This is a genomic window from Amycolatopsis sp. VS8301801F10 (assembly GCF_046195355.1).
In the GTDB taxonomy this organism is placed as follows: Bacteria; Actinomycetota; Actinomycetes; order Mycobacteriales; family Pseudonocardiaceae; genus Amycolatopsis.
Map to the genome: position 1 here is coordinate 4,329,789 of NZ_CP176065.1, position 23,787 is coordinate 4,353,575.

23 protein-coding genes are annotated in these 23,787 nt (G+C 67.1%); 16 read left to right on the forward strand and 7 right to left on the reverse strand.

Going from position 1 to position 23,787, the window contains the following annotated elements; translation table 11 throughout:
* The first annotated feature begins 11 nt into the window (after window positions 1-11).
* The 14 genes from F9C11_RS20595 to F9C11_RS20660 all read left to right on the forward strand — a co-directional run bounded on the left by F9C11_RS20595 (window position 12) and on the right by F9C11_RS20660 (window position 12,527).
* Window positions 12-4,067, forward strand: a complete 4,056-nt coding sequence (locus F9C11_RS20595) for a phage tail tape measure protein (RefSeq protein ID WP_409186496.1) — start codon at window positions 12-14, stop codon at window positions 4,065-4,067.
* 9 nt (window positions 4,068-4,076) lie between these two features.
* Window positions 4,077-4,826, forward strand: coding sequence for a hypothetical protein (locus tag F9C11_RS20600; protein ID WP_409186497.1), 750 nt, complete (start codon window positions 4,077-4,079; stop codon window positions 4,824-4,826).
* A 222-nt stretch (window positions 4,827-5,048) separates the two neighbouring features.
* On the forward strand, window positions 5,049-6,248 hold the full coding sequence (locus tag F9C11_RS20605) for a hypothetical protein (protein WP_409186498.1): 1,200 nt from the start codon (window positions 5,049-5,051) through the stop codon (window positions 6,246-6,248).
* Window positions 6,249-6,260: 12 nt separating this feature from the next.
* The gene (locus F9C11_RS20610; protein WP_409186499.1) at window positions 6,261-7,373 is read left to right on the forward strand and encodes a DUF5047 domain-containing protein; all 1,113 of its coding nucleotides are present in this window, start codon (window positions 6,261-6,263) and stop codon (window positions 7,371-7,373) included.
* Between the two features lie 9 nt (window positions 7,374-7,382).
* Window positions 7,383-7,607 (forward strand): hypothetical protein, encoded by a 225-nt coding sequence (locus tag F9C11_RS20615; protein WP_409186500.1) that lies wholly within the window; start codon window positions 7,383-7,385, stop codon window positions 7,605-7,607.
* Window positions 7,608-7,647: 40 nt separating this feature from the next.
* Entirely contained in the window at window positions 7,648-8,049 is a 402-nt protein-coding gene (locus F9C11_RS20620; protein WP_409186501.1) for a hypothetical protein, read from the forward strand.
* Window positions 8,030-8,860, forward strand: coding sequence for a hypothetical protein (locus F9C11_RS20625; RefSeq protein WP_409186502.1), 831 nt, complete (start codon window positions 8,030-8,032; stop codon window positions 8,858-8,860). The genes F9C11_RS20620 and F9C11_RS20625 overlap by 20 nt, the downstream gene beginning before the upstream one ends.
* 3 nt (window positions 8,861-8,863) lie before the next feature.
* Entirely contained in the window at window positions 8,864-9,724 is an 861-nt protein-coding gene (locus F9C11_RS20630) for an N-acetylmuramoyl-L-alanine amidase (RefSeq protein WP_409186503.1), read from the forward strand.
* Window positions 9,724-9,969, forward strand: a complete 246-nt coding sequence (locus tag F9C11_RS20635) for a hypothetical protein (protein ID WP_409186504.1) — start codon at window positions 9,724-9,726, stop codon at window positions 9,967-9,969. Before F9C11_RS20630 ends, F9C11_RS20635 begins: the two co-directional genes overlap by 1 nt.
* Window positions 9,970-9,971: 2 nt before the next feature.
* Complete coding sequence (locus tag F9C11_RS20640; RefSeq protein WP_409186505.1) at window positions 9,972-10,241, forward strand: hypothetical protein; 270 nt, start codon at window positions 9,972-9,974, stop codon at window positions 10,239-10,241.
* A gap of 1 nt (window position 10,242) precedes the next feature.
* A complete protein-coding gene (locus tag F9C11_RS20645; RefSeq protein WP_409186506.1) occupies window positions 10,243-10,641 on the forward strand; it encodes a hypothetical protein in 399 nt (132 codons plus the stop codon).
* 3 nt (window positions 10,642-10,644) lie between these two features.
* Window positions 10,645-11,862: a LamG-like jellyroll fold domain-containing protein gene (locus F9C11_RS20650; protein WP_409186507.1), complete on the forward strand. Its 1,218-nt coding sequence runs from the start codon at window positions 10,645-10,647 to the stop codon at window positions 11,860-11,862.
* The gene (locus F9C11_RS20655; RefSeq protein ID WP_409186508.1) at window positions 11,859-12,170 is read left to right on the forward strand and encodes a hypothetical protein; all 312 of its coding nucleotides are present in this window, start codon (window positions 11,859-11,861) and stop codon (window positions 12,168-12,170) included. Before F9C11_RS20650 ends, F9C11_RS20655 begins: the two co-directional genes overlap by 4 nt.
* A 15-nt stretch (window positions 12,171-12,185) precedes the next feature.
* On the forward strand, window positions 12,186-12,527 hold the full coding sequence (locus tag F9C11_RS20660; protein ID WP_409186509.1) for a hypothetical protein: 342 nt from the start codon (window positions 12,186-12,188) through the stop codon (window positions 12,525-12,527).
* A gap of 115 nt (window positions 12,528-12,642) precedes the next feature.
* Here the strand turns inward: F9C11_RS20660 and F9C11_RS20665 are convergent, their stop codons facing one another.
* From F9C11_RS20665 to F9C11_RS20685, 5 genes are all read right to left on the reverse strand, one after another.
* On the reverse strand, window positions 12,643-12,888 hold the full coding sequence (locus tag F9C11_RS20665; RefSeq protein ID WP_409186510.1) for a hypothetical protein: 246 nt from the start codon (window positions 12,886-12,888) through the stop codon (window positions 12,643-12,645).
* Window positions 12,889-13,452: 564 nt separating this feature from the next.
* Window positions 13,453-13,839, reverse strand: coding sequence for a helix-turn-helix domain-containing protein (locus tag F9C11_RS20670; RefSeq protein ID WP_409186511.1), 387 nt, complete (start codon window positions 13,837-13,839; stop codon window positions 13,453-13,455).
* Between the two features lie 718 nt (window positions 13,840-14,557).
* Window positions 14,558-15,772, reverse strand: a complete 1,215-nt coding sequence (locus F9C11_RS20675; RefSeq protein WP_409186512.1) for a multiprotein-bridging factor 1 family protein — start codon at window positions 15,770-15,772, stop codon at window positions 14,558-14,560.
* A 136-nt stretch (window positions 15,773-15,908) separates the two neighbouring features.
* Window positions 15,909-16,214, reverse strand: coding sequence for a DUF2510 domain-containing protein (locus F9C11_RS20680; RefSeq protein ID WP_409186513.1), 306 nt, complete (start codon window positions 16,212-16,214; stop codon window positions 15,909-15,911).
* Window positions 16,215-16,510: 296 nt separating this feature from the next.
* Window positions 16,511-16,747, reverse strand: coding sequence for a hypothetical protein (locus F9C11_RS20685; protein ID WP_409186514.1), 237 nt, complete (start codon window positions 16,745-16,747; stop codon window positions 16,511-16,513).
* On the opposite strand from F9C11_RS20685, the gene F9C11_RS20690 reads away from it, so the two are divergent.
* Entirely contained in the window at window positions 16,734-16,991 is a 258-nt protein-coding gene (locus F9C11_RS20690) for a hypothetical protein (RefSeq protein ID WP_409186515.1), read from the forward strand. The genes F9C11_RS20685 and F9C11_RS20690 overlap by 14 nt on opposite strands.
* A 212-nt stretch (window positions 16,992-17,203) precedes the next feature.
* Window positions 17,204-21,733 (forward strand): hypothetical protein, encoded by a 4,530-nt coding sequence (locus F9C11_RS20695; protein ID WP_409186516.1) that lies wholly within the window; start codon window positions 17,204-17,206, stop codon window positions 21,731-21,733.
* Between the two features lie 8 nt (window positions 21,734-21,741).
* Here the strand turns inward: F9C11_RS20695 and F9C11_RS20700 are convergent, their stop codons facing one another.
* Together F9C11_RS20700 and F9C11_RS20705 are read right to left on the reverse strand one after the other, a co-directional pair.
* Window positions 21,742-21,903, reverse strand: coding sequence for a hypothetical protein (locus tag F9C11_RS20700; RefSeq protein ID WP_409186517.1), 162 nt, complete (start codon window positions 21,901-21,903; stop codon window positions 21,742-21,744).
* A 78-nt stretch (window positions 21,904-21,981) separates the two neighbouring features.
* Window positions 21,982-23,679, reverse strand: a complete 1,698-nt coding sequence (locus tag F9C11_RS20705) for a hypothetical protein (RefSeq protein ID WP_409186518.1) — start codon at window positions 23,677-23,679, stop codon at window positions 21,982-21,984.
* Window positions 23,680-23,787 lie beyond the last annotated feature (108 nt).

Consider the following 23,787-nt stretch of genomic DNA (forward strand, 5'->3'; position numbering starts at 1 on the left):
GGGGTGATCACGTGGCCGGTGGAAAGATCGACATCCTCGTCGAGCCGGACACCCGCGGGTTCCCCGAGAAACTCGGCGGCAAGCTCCGCTCCGCCGGCGGTGCGCTCGGGACCGTCGCCAAAGGACTAGGGCTCGCAGTCGCTGCGGGCACCGCCATCGGTGCCGTCGGCCTGAAGAAGGCCATCGACATCGGCATCGAGTACCAGTCGAGCCTCAACGACCTGCAGGCCGTGTCGCACGCGACCGGCGAGCAGATGGCGCTCGTCGGCGACACCGCGAAGCGGCTCGGTGCCGACATGGACCTGCCGGCCACGTCGGCGGCCGATGCGGCGGCGGCGATGACCGAGCTTGCCAAGGGCGGGCTCAGCGTCGATCAGGCGATGACTGCGGCAAAGGGAACGCTTCAGCTCGCCGCTGCGGCTCAGGTCGACGCGGCCAGTGCAGCGGAAATCCAGTCGCAGGCGCTCAATGCCTTCGGGCTCAGCGCGGACCAGGCCGGGCACGTCGCCGACGTGCTCGCCAACAGCGCTAACGCTGCCAGCGGCGAGATCACCGACTTCGCGCAGGCGATGCAGCAAGTCGGCGCGGTGGCGCATCAGTTCGGGCTGTCGATCGACGAAACCTCGACCGCGCTGTCGCTGTTCGCGAACGCGGGCATCAAGGGCAGCGACGCGGGCACGCTCCTCAAGTCGGCGTTGCTCGCGCTGGCGAACCCGTCGAAGCCCGCGCAGAAAGCTATCGAGCAGCTCGGCCTCAAGGTCTACGACGCGCAGGGACGCTTCGTGGGCTTGAAGTCGCTGTTCGAGCAGCTGCACACGGCGTCCGAGAAGATGACCGACGCCCAGTACCAGCAGGCGACCGCGACCGTGTTCGGGTCGGACGCTGTCCGGCTCGCTGGCGTCGCCGCGGGCGTTACTGCGGACCAGTGGGACCAGATGGCCACCGCGGTCAGCAAGTCCGGCGGTGCCGCCGACGTTGCTGCCGCGAAGACCCGGGGGCTCGGCGGCGCGATCGAGGGCTTCAAGAGCCAGCTCGAGACGACGGCGATCGACATCTTCGAGTCGATCGGGCCCCCGCTCGAATCCGCCGTGCGGATGGGCGCGGACGCCGTCTCGAAGTACGGGCCGGTCGTGTCCGACGGTTTGGCCAGCCTGGTCAAGGGCGCGGCGGACGCTGGCAAGGAGTTCGGGCCGGGCATCGCGAAGGGCGTCTCGTCCGGGGCAGCCGAGGTCGCCTCGGCGGCGGACCGGTTGCTGTCGCCGCTGGTCGACCCGGCGAAGGCGATCGGTGCGCGCGGCCTCGATGTCGGGAAGACGATCGTCAAGGGGTTCGTGGATGTCGCCCGGGAAGCGGTCGACGTCGCGGAGCCGTTGGCGAAGGGCGCGGCGAAGATCGGCCAAGGTTTCGCTACTGCGGGTGGCCCGATCGGCGCGGCGCGGGAGGCGCTCGAACTCGGGTACGGCGCGGCGAAGCTGGTGCTGCAGATCGTGCAGCCTCTCGCCGAAGGCGTCGGCGAGGTGGCGCAGTTCTTCGGCAGCCTGCCGGGCCCGATTCAAACCGCGGCCCTCGCGCTGCTCGCGCTGAAGGTCGGTCCGCCGATCATCAACAGCATCCGGGACCGGTTCTCGAGTCTCGGAGGAGAAGCTGCCGGAGCATCGCGGAAGGTCGGCTTGGTCGGCAGCGCGTTCGGTACGCTGACCGCGCCGGCGCGCGCGGTCGCGTCGGGCCTTGGCAGCGCTGTGAATGTCGTCCGCCAGTTCGGTGATGAGGCGCGGATTCAGCGTGCGGTCGCGGAGCAGGCCGGGTCGTCGATCGGCCGTATGGGGTCGGCGGCAGCGGCGTTCAACACGTCCGCTATTCCGGCTGTCGCGGCGACGCGCGGGTTCGTGGAGCAGACGCGTGCGATTCGGGACGGTGCTGCCGCGGCGGGGACGCCGATCAGCACGATGGGCGCGGCGATGGGCACGATCGTAGAGAGGTCGTCGGCGCTGTCGGCTGCGCGCGCCGCGTTCGACAACGCCTCGGGCGGCGCGGAACGATTCGGCAAGGTGGCGGGTGTCGCGGCGGCGGGCGGAAGCCTGCTGAAGTCGGCGGCTTCTGGTCTCGTCGGTGTGCTCGGTGGTCCGTGGGGTCTCGCGCTGGCCGGTGCGAGCATTGTGCTGTCGCTGTTCTCCAAGAAACAGGAGGAAGCAGCAGCCAAGGCCGCGGCCTATAAACAGAAGGTCGACGACCTGACCAACGCATACAAGCAGTCGGGCGGTGCGATCGACCAGTCGGTCATCAGCACGAACAACAAGGCGTTGGCGGACCGGAACGTCGCGGAGAACGCGAAGATCGCCGGGAGCAGTTTCGCGCTGTACGCGGCTGCGGCGAACGGAAACGCGACGGCGTTGGACGAGGTAACGAAGGCGTCGGACACCGCGATCGACCGCATTTCTCGGCAAGCCGGCCTGAACGACAAGCAGATCCAGGGTCTGCAGGGCATCAACCACGAACTGCTGGCGAACGGAGGCGCGTACGCGGACGTCGAGGCGAAAGTCAAGGCGTTCTCGTCGGCGAGCATTGCTGCGGGTAAGGCTGGTTCCGTAGCGCAGCAGCAGTTCTCGGATGATCAGAAGGCGTTGATCACGCACATTCTGGATGGCACCGGCGCGCTCGGCGAGCAGGTCAAGGCGAACCGGGAAGCGCAGGCCGCGTTTGAGTTGCTGGCGTCGGCTGAGGCTGGCGTGTCGACGGAAACGGTGAAGCTGTACGAGGCGCAGCAGCGTCAGGCGCAGGCTTCGTTGTCCGCCGCGGACGCGAATTTGCAGTACCGGGATGCGTTGGCGCAGTTGAAGTCCGCGCAGCAGAGTTCGACGGATGCGTTGAAGGCGCACGGTGAAAAGAGCGAGGAGTATCAGAACGCCGTTCGCGCTGAGGAGCACGCGATCTTGAACGTGATCGCTGCGAAGAAGGCCGAGGCGACCGCGAACAGCAAAGCCAGCAGCGACATCCTCAAGCAACAGGAAGGAGTCGCGGCGGCAAATGCCGAGGCTGTTCGACTGGCAGGCACGTACAAGGACAAGATCCCGGACGCGTTGCGGACATTCATTGCCGGGATGGACGCGTCGAGTGCGGCGGCGGCCGGTTTGCACGTGTCGTTCAACGATCTCGGGGAGGCGGTGTACAAGCTCCCGGACGGCAAGGAAATCAAGGTCGATGCGAACGTCGTCGCGGCGCAGTCGGCGATCGACAAGCTGCCGGAGTACGCCGCGGGGGTGAAGGGTGTCATGCCGGTCGACGCGAACGTCGACCCGGCTACCGGCAAGGTCAACGCCACGGTGCAGTACGCCGACGGCAGCATCGGCGTGATGACCTTGGACGCGAACAAGGACCCGGCCACGGGCAAGACGATGGTCGCGGTCCAGTACGCGAACGGCGCGCGGGGTTATATGACCGTGGACGCGTTCAACCAGGCTGCGCGAGACAAGACCGTGCAGGTGGTGCGGTTCGCTGACGGCAGTGTCGGCGTAATTACGGTGGATGCGCAGACTGGTGCAGCGAACTCCGCGATCGACTACGCGGCGCGGCCTCGCACCAGCATCATCACCGTGAAGACGGTCGGTGGCGGCACAACGAACCTGCCGGTCGGCTACATGCCAGCGGGCGGAAGGGCGATGCTGGCGGCGGGCGGCATCCTGAAGCACTACGCGGCTGGCGGGTTCGAGCGGCTGCGTCCGATGCGCGCCGGTCTCGCGGACATCGTGCCGCCGAACACGTGGCGGGTTATCGGGGATCGGGTGCGGGATGATGAGGCGTACATCCCGATCAACAGGTCCGGTCGGTCGCTCGCTCTTCTCGAGGAAACCGCGCGGCGCATGGGGTTCGCGTTGATGCGCCGGTATGCCGCTGGCGGGATCGCGGCACAAACCGCGAGTGGCGGGGCATCTGCGGGGCGGTTGTCCGGCCCGCTTCAGATCTCCGGATCGCTCAACATCGGCGGGGTCCTTGTCCCGCTCATCGACGCGCGGATCCAGGCAGCAGACCACGCGTCCGGCACTGATTTCGCCCGCGGTCGCAGAACTTAGGAGGACCAGGTGGCTAATGAGCAGCGCGCCACGAAGGACTATTTCTCGACGGCGCTGCTGAGCGCGGCGACCGTGAGCAGTTCGACGCTGCAGTCGGTCGACTTCGTCGGGCTCGACACCGATTATGGCAGTGGCGGCACCACTGGCAAGTACCTGCCGTTGGTGCTGCACGACGACACGCTCGGCGCATACGAAATCGTGTGGGTCACCGGTCACACAGCGGGTTCGAACACGGTGACGGTTTCGCGGGGCATGGAGGGCACGACCGCGCAGGCGTGGGGTGCGGGCACTCGTGTCGAGGCCGCGCCGACGTCGTACGACACGCTGCTGGCGCGGACGTCGTCGGCGTTGCCGTCGGACGCGCCGATCGGCGGCCGGGTGATGCGCGGCGACAAGAAGGACGTCGCCGAGCGCGCGAACGGGCTGTGGGCGCCGTCAGTCGGTGTCGCGTTCGCGTCGGATGCCGGGCCGCGGCGAAGCGGGACGATCCCGGACGGGTCGGCGATCCTGTTGCGCGGCGGGCAGAAGACCGGAACGACTGGTGCGAACGGCGTGATCACGGTCGCGCACCAGACACCGTTCCCGAACGGGACGATCGCGACTGCGTTGGGCATCACGAGCACCGGTGTCCCGGCAGTGGCGACGGTGTCGGCGGAGTCCGCGACCGGGGTCAGCGTCCAGTTCTTCCTGATTTCGACCGGCGGCAATGTCGGCTCCGGCGTTGCGGTGGCGTTCCAGTACATCAGCATGGGGTTCTGACCAATGGCCTGGGCGCGAGGCGCACGTGCCCGCGAAGCGTGGGCCGCGCGTGGAAGCGGGTCGTCGGTTCCGCCGGGTCAGCAGTCCGCGCCGCCGCCCATTCCCGGTGGCACGCCGACCTGGACCTACACTCCCAACAGGACGCTCGCGTTCGGTTTGCGCGGCTGGGCTGGCCGACTGTCTCCGGTCTCGTATCCGGGCGGCGGCATCAGCATCCGGCCTGTGCCGGTCAGCGGCGTCATGGAGATCACCGCATGGTGGCCGGACGCGCCGTTCCTCAGCCTCGTCCGGCTGCGGACCGACGGCACGCTCGAACCGGTCCGCGGCGGAAGCCCGGTGCCCGTCACCGGCGTGACGCGCCGCAACTACTGCCAGAACCCATCGTTCGAGGCCGGGCTGAACGGCGTGCTCGCCGACCTCGGGACGCCGACGCTGGCACAGGTGACCGGCGACGGCACAGCCACGCAAGGGAAGTCGTACCTGAAGGCGACGATCGCGTCGGCCGGGTCGTGCGGTGTCGTCGTCCCGAACAACCTCCCGCCCGGGATCGACCTGACGATCGCGTTCGACCTGAAGCTGTCGGCCGCTGCGTCCGGGTTCACCGTCCAGGCTCAGTGGGTCGACTCGGGCGGCCTGCCGCTCACGACCTCGACCGCGTCGCTCACCGGCAACGACATCAACCGGTCGATCGGGCAGTTCGCACGACAGGTGGTGCGGCTGACGACGCCCCCCGCGGGCGTGTCGGCGACGGTCAAGCTGGTCGCGGCTGGTCTTCCGGCGGGCGGATCGATCAGCCTCGACGGCGTCACTATCGAACGCCGGGTCACCGATGGAGCGTATTACGACGGCGCGACCTACGGTGCCACGTGGCTGGGTGTGCCGGATCTGTCGTCGTCGGCGCTGGCTCCGCTGTGCGTCATCCAGGACGGCGAATGCCCGGTCGACGAACCCGTCCGGTACATGCTGGTGAATCCGTCCCGCAAGGGCGGCTCGATGACGTCCGGCGGGGCGACGCTCGCGTCTCAGGGTCGGGTGTGGCTCACCCACCCGAAGACGCCTTCGGCGCCGCTGGAGATCTTCTGCTCGAAGCGGCCCCTGCGCGGCCGGAAGGCCGGGCAGACGGTGTTCCAGGCGATCGACGACCCGCTCGCGATCACTGTGGCGCAGCGGAAACGGTCCGGGTGGGTATCCACTGAGGACATCAAGCTGTGGACGTTCGACGAGCAGGCGACCGCGGACCTGTGGGCGCTGCTCGAGGACAACCAGCCGCTGCTGCTGCGGGCACCGGCCGATCACAACTGGGGCCCCGGGATCTGGCTGAGCTTGTCGGACGCGGGCGAGGATCCCGACGGCGCGGCTGACTGGCAGAAGTACCTGCTGATCAGTGCGGCGTGGGTGCAGGTCGCCGCACCTGCGGTGTGAAAGGCGGTCGCGGTGTGGGATCTGAGTGATCGGGCCCGGGACATCCTCGGCGGCAGCCACACAGTGGACGTCAAAGCCGTGGTGCAGTCGCCGTATTTCGGTACGCGCACGGTCCCGGTGCTCGACGGCGAGGTGACCGTCGACTCGGGCAGTCAGGTGCGGCGTACCGCGACCCTGGTCACCGATCCGAAGCTGTGGCCGGCCGACCCGCGCGGGTTGCTCACTCCGTTCGGGTCGACCTGCGCGTTGTACCGCGGGATTGTGATCCCGGAGCTGCCGGAGCCCGAGTGGATCCCGCTCGGTGTATTCCACCTCGACAAGTCGAAGCGCGGCCGGTCGGCCGAGAGCCGTACCGCGGTTTCAATTGACCTCGTCGACCCGTCGCAGCGGGTCGCGGAGGACCGGTTTTCGGCTCCAACGCAAACCGCCGAGGGCGCGACCTATATTGCCGGTATCAAAGCACTGATCTGGGAAACGCTCGGCCTCGACTATCCCGTCGTCGACCTCACCGGCAACACGGACATCGCGCCGGTGATGGACATCGAGAAGGAACGCTGGGACGACGGCGTCGAGAAACTCGCTGACGCGATCGGGGCCGAGTGTTTCTTCGACCAGATCGGGCGGGTCGTCGTCCGGCCGTTGCCGACGCTGCGGGACTCGCCGGTCTGGTACGCCCGCACCGGGGAAGGCGGGAACGTCCTCACCACGAACGAGGAGTGGAGCCGCGACAACGTCTGGAACCGTTGGGTGATCAACGGCCAGCGGTCGGACGGCACCTCGCCCGTCCGCGAGGTCGTCGAGGACGACGATCCGAACTCGCCGACATGGGTTCTGTCCCCGTTCGGAATCAGAACCCGCTTTTACAGTTCACCGCTGATCATCTCGTCCGGGCAGGCATGGGCTGCGGGGGAAGCGTTCCTCGCGAGAACTCTGGGCCTTGCGTGCAAAGTGGACTTCAGCCTGATCGTGAACCCGGCACTCGATGCGGGCGACGTCGTCGAACTTGACGACACCGAACTCGGGCGTGCGAACCACATCATCGACAAGCTCACGATCCCGCTCACCGCCGGCGGGGCTCTGACGTGCTCGACCCGGTCGGACCTCGTGCTGCCCGCCGAATCGTGAGAGGTGCCTGTGCGGCTGATCGACGTGCTGTGGCAGCGGCTGGAGGATCTCGTTGCCTCGCAGAAGAAGCAGGGCTTGGTGATCGCGCTCGTGGGTACGAAAGTCCAAGTCGTCGTGGATGACGCCGTGATGACCCTGCCGCGATACAAGCACTACACGCCCACGGTCGGCGACGTCGTCGACATCGATGCCAGCCGGCGGGGTGCATGGATCGTGATCGGCACACCGGCATGAACGGACAGCATCGAGGTGATGCCGAGTACGAGGGGGTCGCGTGCTGCTCGCTGCCGACGAGGTCGATCCGACCGCCGGGCCTCCGTGGCTCGCGATCCTGCTCGGCGTCCTCACTCTGATCGGCGTCCTGGTCACGGCCTATTCGCCGATCCTGCTGGAGCGCATCAAACAGCGGCGCGGCAAGGACAAGCCCGGTCCGGACGCGGCTGCCGTGCTTCCCTCGCCGAAGCCGGGGGTGGTGCGCCGCACCGACCAGGCGCTCGATCTGGTGGGGGATGCGATGGCTGATGCTCGACGCGAGCGCGACGAGGCACAGGACGAGAACCGGAAGCTGCTGAAAGCCAACGCCAAGCTCGTGCAGGAAAACACCGCGCTGAAGGTGCTGCTGTACCGGCTGGATCCGACATGGGACGGGGAGATCCGTGGACGATCACCGCACTGAGGACGCGCTCGGTCAGGTCCGCGACAGCATGCACGAGCTGGCCGAGGCCGCGCCGACCGAGGCGCGGCGGGTCGCGCGGGCAGAGCTGAAACGCTGGTGGCCCAAGCTGATCATCTCGGTGGCGGTGGTTGTCGTGCTGATCGTGATCGGCGGCGGGTACGCGATCACCGACCTGTACTTGAAGTCCGCGGCGACGTCCGCTGCGCTCACGTCGCTGCAGCAGGCGCAGGCGGCGAAGGCCGCGGGGGAGAAGGCGAACGGGGAGCTGCAGGCGCGCGGGCAGCCGACGGTGCCGATCCCGGAGCCGGGTTCGGTGCCGGATACGAGCGTGATCGCGCAGGCCGCGACGGCGCAGGTGCTCGCGTCGTTGTCGGGCCGGTACGTGCCGTACACCGATCTCGGTCCGGCGATCGCGCGCTACTTCGCGGCGAACCCGGTCACCGCGGCCGGGCCGAGTCCGCAGCAGTTGTTCGATTCGATCGCTGCCTACTACGCCGCGAATCCGCCTCCGCCTGGGCCCGAGGGCAAGGCCGGGGCGGACGGCGCGAAGGGGAAAGACGGAGCCAACGGCAAGGACGGCGCGAACGGGCAGGACGGCCACACCCCGACTGCGGATGAGATCCAGGCGATCTTCTCGGACTACCTGCACCAGCATCCCGAGGCGTTGTGCCCGAACGGCGGGCAGTTCGCGCAGATCCGGGTGCAGCTCGCGGACGGCGGCGCGGCCGACACCTGGCAGTGCATTGTCGCGACCTACCCGGCTCCCGCCAGCCAGACACCGACCACCACCCCGACCGCACCCGGAGGCTGAACCATGCTCCTGACCTCGCTCGCCACGATCGCCCGCTCCGCCGGGCTCAAGGTGGTCGAGCAGCCCGGATGGACTGCCCGAGGCCACGGTCAGATGTCCGGTGTTAAAGCCGTCGTCTGCCACCACACCGCCGGGCCCGCCGCGGGAAACGCGCCCTCCCTCGGCGTCGTCCAGAATGGACGATCCGATCTCGCCGGGCCGCTCGCGCACTACGTCCTCGGTCGCGACGGCACGGTGTACGTCGTCGCCGCGGGCCTGTGCTGGCACGCCGGCGCGGTGTTGAACAACAACTGGTCGAACAACTACGCCATCGGGATCGAGGCGGAGGCGACCGGCACCGCGGCGTGGCCGGAGGTACAACTCGACGCCTACGCCCGGTTGTGCCGTGCGTTGTGCGCGGCATTCGGGCTGCCGATCTCGGCCGTGCTCGGTCACAAGGAAGTCTGCTCGCCGCGAGGCAGGAAATCGGACCCGAACTTCGACATGGGCGCGTTCCGTGCCCGTATCTCTGCCCTCGGGAACGCGCCGACAGGCGGTCAGAGCGCCCCGCGCGCTGCCAATCATCAGGAGGACCCTGTGCAACTCGCCCCCGGAAACAAGTCCACCTCCATTTCGTGCAAGGGCGCGAAGGAGTTGGTGATCAGTGTCGCCTACGACAACCTGAAGATCCACCAGTGCGTGTTCTTCGGACCGTACAGCACGGTGGGTGACAAGAACCTGCTGAAGGAAGCGTCTCCCTCGAACGGCACGATATCCGACCACTACCCGTGGGTGGTCCCGGTTCCCGCGGGAGCGCTCTCCTGCTCGCTGTGGTGGGAACTCGCCGGGCCTGATCACGGCGCGTCCGTGCAGCTGGTGTTCTGATGAGCGCCCCCAGCAGCGAGCCGGTTGCGATCGCTGAGGCCGTGCGGGCACTGCTCGTCGCGATCGTCACCGCCGGGTGGCTTGTCATCCCCGACACCACGATCAACATCGTCGTCTCGGTCGTCGGGTTCGCGGGCTCGGTCGTCTCCACGATCCTCGCCCGCCGCCGGGTCGTTCCGGTCGCGAAACTCGGCCAGGACGCCTTCACCGTCATACCGCCGACCGACGCCCCGAAGGAGGGCTGACCATGGTCGACCGCACCTGTCCCGGCTGCGCCATCCACGACGACCACCCACGCCACCAGGCCGTCACCAAAGCCGGCGACATCGCCGCTTGGCACACCGACTGCCACGCCCTGGCCGGCTGCCCTGTCTGCGCCATCGCCCGCGACGGCGCGGAGACCCTGACCGGCGACGAGTACCGCGAGCACCTGGTCGCCAACGGCGAGGCGATCAACGCGGCCGTCCAGGCGCTGCCGGAGAACGTCCTCAACCAGGTCTTCGGGAAGGGGAACTGACATGCCCAGCGGACTCAAGACCGCCGAAGCCGCGAGACTGATCAACGCCTCGATCCGCGGCACCGCCTACGTCGAGCCGACCGGCGCGACCAAGGTCGAGCTGACCACCACCGCGCCGAGCGCCACCGCGAACGGCACCGCGGTGACCGGCGGCTCGTACGCCGACCAGGCCTACCCGACGTCCGGCGACACAGCGACCGGTTCGATCTCGAACAACGCCGCGATCAGCTTCGGCCCGATGCCGGCCGCGACGGTCGTCGGCGCGAACACGAAAGACTCCGGCGGCACGCCGCGGTACAGCTGGTGGGGCACCTTTGGCACCAGTATCACCACCTTGGCGGGCGATCTGATCACTTTCGCGCCCGGGGCGTTGACCTTCTCCCTGAACAACACGCCGTAGGCCATGGCGGCGCGTTCGGACGCGGCGACCGACCGCGTCAGCCTCGGCTCGGCACCGTCGTCGACCGCGTGGACGATAGGCGGCTGGGCGCGGATCGTGTCTGCGGGCGCGAACTCCTTCAATCCGTGCCTGCGGCTGCACTCCGGCAGCGGCGGCAACAGCGCCTGGATCATCGGGTTCAAGGCCGCCAACGGCCGGAATGTCGCGGTCTACTCGGCGTCGAACCCGTCCGGCCTCATCGGCGCCGAGATCAGCCTGAACACGTGGGTCTACGTCGCCGCGACCCTCGGTTCCGCCGGGGCGTGCAGCTTCTACTACGGCACGACACCCGGTTCGCTGACCAAGCTGACCGGCACCGTAGGCGTCGGGACCGCGCCGGACGGGCTGACGTTCTTCGGCCGGTCGCCGTCGGACGGGTCCGAGTGGCTGAACGGCAGCTTGGCGTACTGGCGGATCTGGACGGCGGTGCTTACCGACGCCGAGATCGCGGCGGAGAGCCAGAGCGCCACCCCAGTCCGCTCGGGTGCGTGGGCGTCGTGGGACTTCGCCGGCGCGGCCCTCACCGACGGATCCGGCAACAGCCGGACCCTGACCGCAGGATCCACTGCGTTGGCTGCGGACACGGACCCGCCGCTCGGCGGCACCCAGAACGCCACCCTCACGTGCGCCGCGACCGCGGCGGTGAGCGTCGGAGCGTTCGCGGCGCGCGCCGCGACACTGTCCAGCGCCGCGACCGCGCAGACCAGCCTCACCGCAACCGGCGAACGCCAGGCCACCATGGGCGTCGCGGCCGTGGCGCGCGGCGACCTCAGCCCGTTCGCGAACCGGGCGGCCGCGCTCGACGTCGCCGCGATGGCTCGTACCGACGCGTCCGCGTTCAGGACTACCTCCGTTGCCCTGAATGCCGTCGCGGTCGCGCAGGCCGACGTGAACGCGGTCGCCGAACGAACCGTGCTGCTCGACCTGGCGGCTGTCGCGGCGGCGGGTTTGACAGCGCACGCCGACAGGGCCCCGGCCCTGGACGTTGTGACCGTGGCAGCGCTGGGCGCGGTGCCCGAGCAGGAAACCCGGGCACTGCTCGAAGCCGCGGCCGTCGCCGCGATGGCTGCACAGACGCAGCCGGGCCAGGATCGCGACATCACCGTCGCCGCGACCGTCCTGACCGGCCGCCGGCGCGCGACGCTGCTCCCGTCCCGCTGGTCAGCACTGGAGGTTCGATGAAAGAGCAGTCGGCCCTGTCCACCGAGTACGTCGAGGTCGGGATCGGCGCGACCGCGGCGGACGGCACGCCGGTCGACGTCGCCGCGCTGGCCGTCGACCTGGCGATTGTCCCCACCGCACAGGGCGATCCGCTCGAGGGCGACTGGGCACCGGCCGAGCACCTGCGGCCTGGTGTCGTCGGTGTCCTCGTCGGCCCATACGGCAGCAACCCCCGTGTCCTCGCGCGCGGCGACTACACGGTCTGGCATCGCACCACCGACACCCCCGAGCGGCCGGTCGACTCGGCCGGACGACTCCGAATCACCTGACAACCGGGAGGGATCGTGTCCGATCTCGGCGACCACGCCGTCTACGAACTCGACTACCAGGGAATCACGGACCCCGACCGGGCGAGGCTTATCGCGATCGTCGGCAACTTCGCGGACTACACCGACCCGGAAGCCCGCGCCGCGGCGCTGCAGAAGGTGCAGACACTGCTGCAGTTCAAACCCCTGAGCCCGCTGACCAGCGAACCGGATCAGTGGGTGGATCGGTCGTCGCTGTCGGGCGGCCGACAGCTCTGGCAGTCCAAGCGGGATCCGGACGCTTGGTCGCACGATGCCGGGGCGACCTACTACATGCAGTCTCAGACCGACGCGCCCTACCAGTCGACGATCGTCCCGTAACCCGCCCGCCAGCCGATCACGCCCGCCCGGCCCCTCGGCCGGGCAACGCAGAAAGCCCCCGCGCTCCCGCTGCGAAGCGGTCGAGCGCGGGGGCTTTCTGCGTTGCACAGGCCTGCTAGCTGTCAGAGAGTTCTTCCCGGCCGTGTGCGGTGAGCACGTAGTAGCACTGCGCCCGGGTCGGGTCGGTTTCAGGCCACTCGGTGGCGATCCAACCGAGCCGTTTCATCTCGTCCAGCAGCGGGAGCATCCGGGAACTGCGCAAGCCGGTGTCGCGCCGGAGGTTCGCGGCGGTGAAGCGGGCGTCGGTGCCTCCGATGAGGAAGGCTGTCGCCAGCTTGTCCATCTCCCGAGCTGTCCGCATGGCCTCGATCCTACTCGTCGTCCTCCGACGGCGGCGGGTCTGGAAGCCACCTGAACCGGGTCGACCGGTAGCCACCGCCGGGCCGGGTCGGCCCGGTCGGCTGCCGTGGCGGGTGGCTCGCTGGAGACCCGTAGACCCGATTGCCTTCCCGCCCGGCTGCCAGGCAGCTGCGCACGTCGCGGCGGTCAGGCACGGCTACTGCTTCCGCTTCGGGTCGGGGCGGTCGGGCTGTATCGGCCTCGGCTGCGGAGTGCGATTCTTCTCCGTTGGGTTGGTCGTCCGGTGGTTCTTGCCCGATACCTGACTCGTCGGGCTCTTGCCTGCGGTGTTGCGCGGCTGATCCTTCGCCATCTGAACTGTCCTCATTCCGCTCTCGAAACGTGGGCAGCCCGACAGCCCGGTCGCCGCGCCGTCGGGGGAAGCGCGGCGACCGGGCGTTTCGTGCCAGGCGAGGGGCCGGCCGCCGATCGGGGTAGATGGACGGACCGGCCCCTGCCCCACCCTCGGACGGGTGGTCGAGCCCCGGCCGCTTCGCCACCTGAAGACGGGCGGCGGCCGGGAGTTTCACGGTTTCCCGCGGAATCGGGGAGTCAGCAAGGGCGATAGCGCGATCGCGTTCTGGCCGCCGTGCGGCCGGATCCTCACGTCGTTGCGGAGCAGCAGTCTGCGGATGGTGCCGTACGCGGCGTTGTTTTCGTCCGCTAGTGCCTGTATCGACGCCCCCTGCTTGTACTTCCGGATGATCTCCGCGACAGGCAAGTCGGTACGCCTGACGCCCTGACGGCTCTCCGGCAGCACTGCGCCTTCCTGCCGCAGCAACCGTCCGGTCCAGCTCGTCGACAACCCGTGTTCCCGGGCGATCGCGGTGATCGACTCACCGGCACGCCAGGATTCGAGCATCCGGCGGTTTCGCTCGGTCCGTTTCGCGCGCGCCTCGTCCGGCGTTTCCATCCGGTGCCCCTGTCATCGCAGTCTGTGGATGGGGGCGGTGGTCTTCGGGAGAGGCCACCGCCCCCGCACCCCGTCCAGCGGGGGCGTACCCGGTGCCGCGGCGTGTCGGGGGTTACCGTCGCGGCATCGGGGGTCTATTTGCCGCAGGCCCAGAAGGGCTCGCCGCATTCGCCGCACCTGCGATCTGTCGCCGTGGCGGTAGCTCCGCACGCTTTGCAGGCGAGCCGGATCCGCGTCGTCGTGCGCGGCGGGCCCGGCCGGACGAACCCCGGCGCTCGACGCAGCCAGTCAGCGAAGAGGAACAGGGGATTGATCCCGCATTCGTCGTCCGCGTGGTGGCGACGCCGGTAGGTGTTGCTTCGGCGTTGTGGCGTTGCCGCGGTCATTGCGCAGCCAACCCCGTGCAACCGGTGCACCATTCGGCGTCTACGAACCCTGTTAGATCCAATTCGCCGCGCCCATGGCGATCTGGGTAGGGGGCGCCGGTCGAACACCAGGGGATTAGCCACTGCACCGACGGGTCGGCAAGGTCCCGCTTCCAGTAGCGGTGCGCGGTCCTCTTGTGTGCGAGGGTCGGGTCAGAGTGCATCCGCAACGCGAGTTCCGACGTGTGCGGAGCTCCGCGTCGCTGCTCGATTGCATTCCGCACTGTCATGCGGAAAACGCTAAGAGTGATCGGCGGGTGAAGGGGTAGGGTTCCTACCCTCACCCGATCGGCTCAGGCGATGGCGAGTCCGACCCGGCCGACCAAGTCGCGTACGGCTTCGCGTTCCCCCGCTGGAGGGCGCTTGTGCAGGTCGATCAGCATGTCGCGCGCGTAACCGTTGAAGGAGATCGTTTCGCTTGCGACGCGCTGTGCCCGGTCGAGCAGCGCCAGCGTCCCGGGTCCGTCGCCTTCCTGGGCATGGATGCGGGCAACCTCGATCAGGTGCCGACCTCGGCGGGCTAGCGAGGGGATGAGGCCAGGGTCGAGAGCGTTGGCGGCGCGTCGCGCCTCGCCGGTCCGGCGCAGCTCGACGCCGAGGGTTACCGCGTGAGCCTGCATGACGCTGCGGGAGAACGACGTTTGGGTATGGCGATAGTCGGCACCGAGGCGTTGCGCGGTCCGTTCTGCGGCTTCCCAATGCGCCCAGGCGTCGCCGTGCCGCCCGCGTCGCGCGTGCACGTAGGCGATCTCCGCGTCGAGCGCGCCCGCCATCCCGCGCCAGTCGTCGGGCGCGGTGTCGAGGTAGGGCAGAAGCAGGTCGCGCGCGTCAGTGGCCAGCGTGATCGCTTCGTCCCACCTGCCCGCGTCGCGCAGCGCCTGCACCATCGCCCACGAACCCCCGGCCATGGCGTACGGGTCGTCCGCCTCTTGAGCCTCGGTGAGGGCCCGGTCGGCGACCATCCACACCAGCTCAGGCGACGGTTGGTAAGCCACGTAGAAGTCGGCGAGCTGGTAGACGCCGCTGAGCACGACCCGCGCTGCGCGGCGTTCCTCGCCGCGCAGAGCACGCGCGGTCGCCTGCGCGTCGCGGATGAGACCGGGCAGCAGGCTGCCGAGCTGGGTGCGATGGTCGGACGACGAATGACGGACCAGCCACGCCATGCGCAGCCGCTCAGCCAGATGCGGCACGGACGCCGGGGCTGCAGTGACGCGGGTGACGCGGTACTCGGTCAGCGCTGCCTGCACCTCGGACAGCGCCGCGTGCCGCGGCCCGGCGTACACGCTGACCGGCACCGCGTGCCCGTTGCCGGTCAGGTCGGCGAGATCGTCGAGTTCGAGCGCCTGCGCGATGCGCAGCAGCATCGGCAGCCGCGGTGTCTGGATACGACCGGTCTCGACAGCCTTGAGCCACTCGGCGCTCTTGCCGAGCAGGCCAGCGAGGACTGGCCGGGACATGCCCGCACGGTCGCGGTAGTGCTTGATCCTCTTGCCCACGGGCAAGTCCATGTCGACCACCCTCGTTCGCGGAGTCGCCTCCTCGCGTGGCCCCGGTGATCAGCCGGGGCCGTCCCTCCGCGAAGAGGTGCGGTGCCAGCTTACCGTCACTACGAGAGACCCGAGTACGGCACGGGCTGCCAACGGTCTACTTTGCGGTCGCGGGCGCGAAGCTGTCCGTCCACCCGGTGCCGTTCCACCACTGCAGCTGGCCCGGCTGCTGTGGCGACGGGTACCAGCCAGGGGAATGCGCCGCGGCGAGTTGTGCCGCTGCAGCTCGACGGTTCGACCGCTTCACCATCACCACGATCAAGATGGGAACGCCGGCAAGAATCGCCAGCGCGGCGATGATGACGAGGCCGAGTACCAGGTACTGCGCAACCGCCGGGCGGCACGGCTCGAACGCGTGTACGACATCGAGCGAGGCGAGGAGCTGCCTCGGGTGTCCAGCCACTGTCCAGCTATGGCACGACATGAGGTGTACTCAGGAGACATGAGAGGACAATCGACGCGGGCCGTAGGGCGCAAGTTGGCAGCCCAGAGACATGAGGTGACACCAGGTGACGCCGGGTGGCATACGGCTTCATAGGTTCCGGTTACCCGGAGGGTTCTTGGTTCGAGTCCAAGCGGGGGAGCAAAGCCCAGGTCTTGGACCTGGGCTTTTTTGTTACCTGTGAGTAGGGGCGATTTAGTGTCGATTTTGACGGTCGTCCAGTGGGTCGGCCGTCTGGGGGCCGCTGCGGTTGATCCTCATGCAGTCGGATCGTCGAGGACCAGGCTCACCGCTTCGCTGCCGAACTCCTGAGGGCGCGGACCGGATCCATGACCTGCTCCCAGTGACAATGAGCGGTAGAGCGTCGACATCCAGGCCCATGCTGTACCGTGGCCGCTGGCTTGGACGGCTTGGCGACGGGTCTTAGCACACGTCATGCCCGCCATCTCGACCTGCGGGTGGCGGTGAAACGAAACGGGCTTGATCAGCACCATCAAGCAATCCTCAGCGCTCCTGAGCGCCGTTGACGCATTGCCGCAGCAACCCATCGACCAGGCGCAACCGGTCGTTCGGCGCCACGTGCCGGTCGATCTGTTCCGCACCCGTAACGATGCGCATCCCCGGCAGCGATTTACACATGACAGTGGGCGGGCCGACCATGAAAGAGAGGCCGGGGCCGCGTGGCTGTTGGAAAGGAACGACTCAAACCATGTGAACCAGCAAAGCTGGCGATCTTGAAAGCTACAAGCAGGTCATGAACTTGGTTCAACGACAATAGTTGTTGCTGGCCGTCCGCCGTTCGGACTGGAGAAAGCTGCTTTGACTCCGTACAAGACCATTGGCGCTCCGACATCCGCTGCCGCGCACCGTGTCCCGCGCGGGTTCGGGTCACTGTTGAGTGTCGTGCTCTGGGCGCTCAATTCGGCGGTATCGGGCTCAGAGGACGCCCGATGCCAGAAGTAGCCGCGTCGAGGTTCGACACACTGCGCACCTGGAATGGCGAGCAGAGCAGGGCCTTCGAAGAGCTCTCGTTTCAATTGCTCAAGGACAAGGTGCCGTCTGGGACGCAGGCGATCCGGACCGGCAATCCTGACGGCGGGGTCGAGTGGTATGCCACGTTGCCGGGCGGCATTGAATGGGGTTGGCAGGCCAAACACGTCGAGGGCATCGACACACTTCTGACCGCGATGACTGATTCGGTCAAGCGCGTCGCGAAAGAACGCCCCGAACTGCGAAAGCTGACCTTTGCGATCTCCTGGAACCTTGCGACCGGTACGAGCGGTGGTAAGCGCAAGTCTCAGCGGCAGAAGTACGAAGACAAAATCAAGACCTGGCAACAGACCATACCCGGCGCGGACAAGATCGAGTTCGACCTCGTGCAGGAAAGCGACCTGCTGGATGAGTTGGCCAAGCCGGAGCACAACGGCCGGCGCTGGTTCTGGTGGGGCGACCTCGTCTTCGGTCGTGAATGGCTGTTAACGCGGTACGAGCAACAGTCCGCTGCGGCCAGCGAGAAGTACCGCCCCGACCTTCAGGTCGACGTTCCTATCCAGGAAGACTTGCTCGCGCTGGGCTTCGACCCATCAATCCTCACGGTCTTCCACCGTCTTGTCCGCGACGTCGTCTCGGCTGTAACCGACATGCGTCTCCGGGCGAGGGACGAAGGCACGACGGGGGATATGCTCTACCAGGCCATTCAGGACACGGCCGCGGCGCTGAAGGCCACAGCCGGAACGCTCACACTGCAAGCGGGTGATCCGCCAGCCGCGCTTGATCCGCTGCTTGCTGAAGTCGAGGCCTGCCGGAGTGCCATCTACGCTGCCGAGGAGCACGAACGCCAGCTTGAGGCGGCGTGGCGGGAGTTGTCCGACGACGACCCGAAGAAAGCTGACAAGCCATCGGAGCAGGCCGGCAGCTATGGCGTTCGCGGGCTGGCCTCCGCCATCGGCGAGTTGATCTCTTGGCTTGAATCCTCGGTGGGACGTTCGCTACGGCGCCGAGCCTACTTTCTCAGCGGTCAGGCCGGATCAGGCAAGACGCACCTGCTGCTCGATGCCACTCGGCGTGCTCTCGATGCCGGCCGCCCTGCGGTGTTCCTGGCGGGCGCACAGTTCGGGCAAGGCAACCTGTGGGCGAGCATCGCGGATCAGCTTGGGCTGGACGCGGTCGGGGCGGATGTGCTGCTGCGTGCGATGGACGCAGCAGGCGAGGCATCTGGGATCTCCGGAAGTCGCTTCGTGATCTTCGTGGACGCTCTCAACGAGACCACGCTGTCCGACTTCTGGCGTGTTCACCTGCCCACGTTGCGCGCGGCCATTGCCCAGCACCCGCACATTGCGCTTGCAGTGTCCTGCCGGGACACCTATCAGGACCTCGTTCTGGAGGGCGCTGAGGGATCTCACTACGTCCGCCGGACGCACCCTGGATTCGCTGATAGGGAGATTGAAGCCACTCAGCATTACTTCGCGCACTACAAGCTCGAAGCCCCCAAGATTCCACTGCTGACACCGGAGTTCACGCTGCCGCTCTTCCTGCGGTTGTACTGCGAGAGCCTGTCGCAGTCCGAGGCTGGTTCGATCCCGGAAGGCCATGAGGGACGGGTCGCCATCTTCGAGCGCTATCTGGCTGCCAAGACTACGACGGTCGCTCGGCGCTTCCGGCCAACATCGACTTCCAGCTATGAGCTGAACGCGGCGAAGTCGCAGGTGACCCGGGCCCTCGAGGGCTTGCTCGACGAACTCTCGCGGCTCGGCGGTGAGAGCATGAGCACCAGCGCAGCCGAGGCGGTCGCCCAGAGGTCGCTGGGTGCCGCGGGTGCCGACGCGACGAGAATCCTGGGCCTGCTACAAGAAGAGGGGATCCTGACTCGTGAGCGCCTCTACCTGGGCAGCGGCGACTTCGACGAGGGCGTCCGTATCGTGTTCCAGGCCTTCGCCGACTTCCTGCTCTTGAGACGACGTCTGACACTGTCCGACGACCCGCTCAATGATCCTGCGGTCAAGTCGTGGTTGGCCGAGGAGTGCAGTTGGGGCATCAACGAGGCTGCAACGATCCTGTTCCCGGAGGCCTACGGCATCGAGATGCCGGATCTTCTGGGAATCAAGCTAGGCACCGGACCACAGAGAGACGAAGACCGGGACGCTTGGGACCGCCGCCATCGCGCTCGCCGGCTCTACCGCTCGTTGGTGGAGACCTTGCCATACCGTGACTCAGCAGCGATCTCCCAGCGCACCATCGATCTCCTGAACGACGCGCAGCCCTATCTCTCGCGTGATGAGTTCTATCGAGTGCTGTTCACGCTGGCTCCGCAGCCGGCCAGCCGGTTGAACGGTGACGGGTTGCATCGATACCTGCTCAGGCAACGAATGCCTCAGCGGGACAGCGATTTCGGGTTTGCGACCTATCACGAGTTGTTCGAGCCGTTCAGCCCCGCATCGCGTCTTGCCCGCTGGGCGGCGGCCGGCCCGTATCCGTCGTATGACGCCGGGGTGATCGAGCTGGCGTGTGTTCCTTTGTGCTGGCTTTTGTCTTCTCCCAACCGCTTCATGCGCGATTGGGTCACCAAGGCGCTTGTGCAGCTGCTGCGCGGTCATCTTGACGTCATGCGCGCGCTCGTTGAGCGTTTCTGGACTGTCGACGACCCCTACGTGGTGCAACGTGTTGTCGCCATAGCCTACGGTGCGTTGCTCCGCAGCGCGTCGGAACAGGCCGAGGACGCGAAAGCGCTCGCCGAAGCTGTGCACACGCGTGTGTTCACTCGTCCGGTCCGAGCTGACGAGCTCATGTTGGATGCCGCGCGGGGCATCGTCCGGTGGGCAGCGACCCACCGGCTGCTGCCCGACGCCGCGTTGAACTCTATCCGGCGGCCCTATGGGCTAACGCCTCCCGGACCGCCGCCGACCAAGGCAACAATCGAGGCCAAGTATGGCTGGCGCGAGGGCCAGCCGGACGATGAGAGCTACTCATCCATCAGTTTCTCGTTGCTGAGCATGGGCGACTTCGGTCGTTATGTCGTCGAATCGGGCTTGCGCAACTTCTCGCGCTACCGCATCGGGCAGGACTACCCGCGTCGCGAAGACCGCAAGCCGCGGTTCATCAAGAGCCGGTGGGATAAATTCGTCGCGGCGCTCGGCGACGGCCAGAAGGACGAGCTGGCCGACTGGTTGCAAAACCCCGAAGAGTCGACCATGAGTCGTCTCAGCTTCCTGCTCCGGAGAGAAGACGACCCGCTCAATGACGAGCAACACGAACTGCTCGATGCCGTTTTTGTCTACCCGAAGATGGTCGACGACGAATACCCAGCAGACGGCGCTCGGCGCTGGATATTCCGCCGGACAGTCAGCCTCGGCTGGACACCGAAGCTCTTCGGCTCCAAGGACCGCAGCATCGGGCACGGTCGCGGGCGGGAAGGGCACAAGGCCGAGCGCTGGGGCAAGAAGTATCAGTGGATGGCCTATCACGAGCTGCTGGCTCGCGTCGCGGACAACTTTCAGACTTCCCGGACCTTCGGAGGCAATGGGCAATACGAAGGGCTGCATCAGATCATCGGTGATCGGGAGATCGACCCCAGTCTCCCGCCGATCGACTTCCGGGTCTTCAGCGAGCGCGATGCCAACGGTGCGACGGCTTGGGGGCCGCCCGTCATCAAGCTAGACGAGTGGCCTCCGGCGCGCCTCGACTTCAGCCGCTACCAGGGAGACGTCAAACGTTTCCTCGCTGACGTCGCCTCGGAGCCCACTGTCGCTGGCTCCACGTTCGTCCGTGACCGTGACGGCAACGACTGGGTGGTACTCGAGAGCTTCGTGAAAAAGGTCGATCCGTTGGCTCACGAGGGTTGGCGTGGTATGCAGGAGCGCACGGGCATCGACACGCTGCTCATCACGGTTGGCGACGCTCCGGCGTTCCTCTCCGCTCTGCCGGACGAGCCACGCTACGAAATCAGCGACCTCGTCGATTCTCACGGACACATCGACTGCTGCTACGTCGGCGAGATCGGCCGGGTTGGGCAGGCCTGCCATCACCGGCACGACGTGCTGCGGCAAGCAGACATCGGCAACAACTCTTTTCGAGTCGTGGCCACCGTGGAACAGTACGTCTGGGAAGGCTCCATTCTCGACTGTTCCATCGGCGAAACAGCGAGGACCGTCTTGCCCTCGACGTTCATTCAGCAGGCCGCTGGGCTGACCTTCGACGTGCGTGGTCCGAGCTGGCAGGATGCAGCATCCACCCCGGTCTTCACGTACTACGAGGAGGAGGGGAACGATAGTCATGCGCTGCTTGTTCGGGCATCTTTCCTGCGGAAGTTCCTCGCAGAGAACGAGCTTGAATTCATCGTGTTGCACTGGTTCGAACGGATGAAGCTCGGCGATGACCTTAGTAGTGAACACCCCTGTGTGGAGTCGAGAGTCGATGCCTGGCTGACGGCCGACCTCGCTCTGCACGAAGGCAAGCCGAACAGGATGGAGCGGGGTCTGAGGTGAGCCCGGGGTCACGCGACACCGCGGGCCACCCCCGCTTGTGCGGTCATCTGCCCGCTCGCCGGCGTCGGTGTGGTGTCGAACTCCACGGTGCGGATGCCGGGAACCGGCGTGGCGAGCCGTACGAGAGCGAAGTCGCGGTCGGTGCGCGCCGCGACCCGATCGACCGGCACCTGCCGCGCCGGACCTCCGGCCACAGGCACCTGCGCGGCGACCGGAACAGCGGGAGGCTGGCCGTTGACGAGCCGGGACTATCCCTCGCCTGGCTCGCCAGTATTGAGGTCGTCGTCGTTCGTGCTGCCTGCGGCGTCGACTTCCGAGGGATCCGCTGTAGCGTTATCGTTCAGGGCGAGATTGGTTCGCAGCTCCTCCGGCAATTGCTCCGTATTCACGCCGTCGAGTTCGATGCGCAGAGAATACATAGCGTCGTACTCGCTTGGGAGCATTTCCCAGTGCATCGACGGTGCCGTGATCGGCATCTGCTGTTCGAGCGGGACGAGATATTCGGCTGCGCGCAGCAGCAGATCAGCCATCGAATCGCCTGCGAACTCGACCCAATTGCTGGTCCCGCGACGAAATCCTGCGGCTCCCGGCCGAGGGCCCGGTGAATCGAGGCTGCTCGACGCCGTGGTGGAAATCGGTGTAGGCAAGGCTGCACGTGCCGAGGCAAGACTTGTACGCATCGGATCCATCTGCAGAACCGCGAAGAATGCTGTCTTCGTTGTTGCGGCCAGCGGAAGAGAGCTTGATTCGTCGAACTCCCGCAGGGTAGCGGGCTGGTGGTCCAGCGACTGTCGGACCTCCCGTTCGAACATGTTCACGCCATGGGTCGTCATATTCCGGAGAGGTGCGCTCGGATTTTTCCGAGCGGCTGCCGCCGCAGTCTTTGCCGCTTTCCACCCCAGGAAGTAGGCGTAGCCCAGGGAGTACTCGGCGACGAGATGCTTCACGGACTCGGTCAGCCGCGGCGCGTGATTTTCGGCGACCTCCGGCATGTTATGTATCGCCAACTGCCGAGCGAACCATCGAACCGCCTCGGCGACCAAAAGCTCGTGTGCGAAGCTCAGCAGGTCGTCCTGCCGTTGCGCGGTCATGTTTGCTGGATCAAGCTGTTCGCCCAGATGCTTGTCCAGCAGTGCGCGACCCGTGTCCGGACTTGACCCGAAGGGTATCCGCAAAAGAGTGTCGTAGGGGAAATAGCTGGCAGTGCGCTTCGGCAGTGGGAGTTTGTCCGGATCGCAATTTGACTCTGCCCACGCTGCGTCGAAGGAGGGTGGATCCCAGACGAACGCATTCGGCGGAGTGGCGGCGTCGGTGAGGAGCAAGCCCGCATTTCGTGCGTCGCTGATCAGCGAGCCGACTCCGGTCCCGGCGTGGAAAGGGAAGGGATGATGCCACTGTCGCATGGACGGTATCGGGTCGACTTGAGCCGCGAAGCGCAGCAGCGTCAGCGTTGCCAGTTCCGCTCGCACATCGGCCGACGGAATCTCTTCCCGCTGTTGGTCTCCTGGGAAGTCCGTCCGGACCACGTGGCGCTGGTGGCTGAGCCACACCTCGTGCGCGCGGCGACAGGCTTGCCGCTGGAGTTGCTCCTGCTCGTTCTGCTGCTGACGAGCCACACGGCGCTGCCGAATCTCCTCGGTTTCCGGTGCCACGAGGGCCGCAGCACGTCGGACCAACTTCGGGTCGCAGCTGACGCAGTGCGTGGCCCGGCCGGAGAGCACCTCGGCCAGGCTGGACCGGTTGCGAAGACGAAGAGCGTCTCCGCAACCATCGCACTGAACGTCGGGCAAAATCGCCCGTACCGCGGCGACGGCCACGACGTTCGCCGGCCCTCGGCCACGAGTGTCGATCGTCTTCACCGATGTCTTCCACATCGGCTCGCCGCGTTGATCAACCCCAGCCAACGACCAGTACTGCAGGCCGATCTCCACGAGATCGGCATCCACGCCACGGACGGGCTCTACGTCTAGCTTGCAGTCGCCCGGCAAGTCCTTGTGCAACTTCGGTCCGCCCCTCGTGATGCCAGCGCGTCGTCAACGTGCGAAGAATGTAGT

Coding starts and splice junctions, on each gene's coding strand:
- F9C11_RS20650 (WP_409186507.1), top strand. CDS start 10,645: ATGGCGGCGCGTTCGGACGCGGCGACCGACCGCGTCAGCCTCGGCTCG.
- F9C11_RS20695 (WP_409186516.1), top strand. CDS start 17,204: ATGCCAGAAGTAGCCGCGTCGAGGTTCGACACACTGCGCACCTGGAAT.
- F9C11_RS20675 (WP_409186512.1), bottom strand. CDS start 15,772: ATGGACTTGCCCGTGGGCAAGAGGATCAAGCACTACCGCGACCGTGCG.
- F9C11_RS20670 (WP_409186511.1), bottom strand. CDS start 13,839: ATGGAAACGCCGGACGAGGCGCGCGCGAAACGGACCGAGCGAAACCGC.
- F9C11_RS20645 (WP_409186506.1), top strand. CDS start 10,243: ATGCCCAGCGGACTCAAGACCGCCGAAGCCGCGAGACTGATCAACGCC.
- F9C11_RS20655 (WP_409186508.1), top strand. CDS start 11,859: ATGAAAGAGCAGTCGGCCCTGTCCACCGAGTACGTCGAGGTCGGGATC.
- F9C11_RS20630 (WP_409186503.1), top strand. CDS start 8,864: ATGCTCCTGACCTCGCTCGCCACGATCGCCCGCTCCGCCGGGCTCAAG.
- F9C11_RS20685 (WP_409186514.1), bottom strand. CDS start 16,747: ATGGTGCTGATCAAGCCCGTTTCGTTTCACCGCCACCCGCAGGTCGAG.
- F9C11_RS20665 (WP_409186510.1), bottom strand. CDS start 12,888: ATGCGGACAGCTCGGGAGATGGACAAGCTGGCGACAGCCTTCCTCATC.
- F9C11_RS20635 (WP_409186504.1), top strand. CDS start 9,724: ATGAGCGCCCCCAGCAGCGAGCCGGTTGCGATCGCTGAGGCCGTGCGG.
- F9C11_RS20640 (WP_409186505.1), top strand. CDS start 9,972: ATGGTCGACCGCACCTGTCCCGGCTGCGCCATCCACGACGACCACCCA.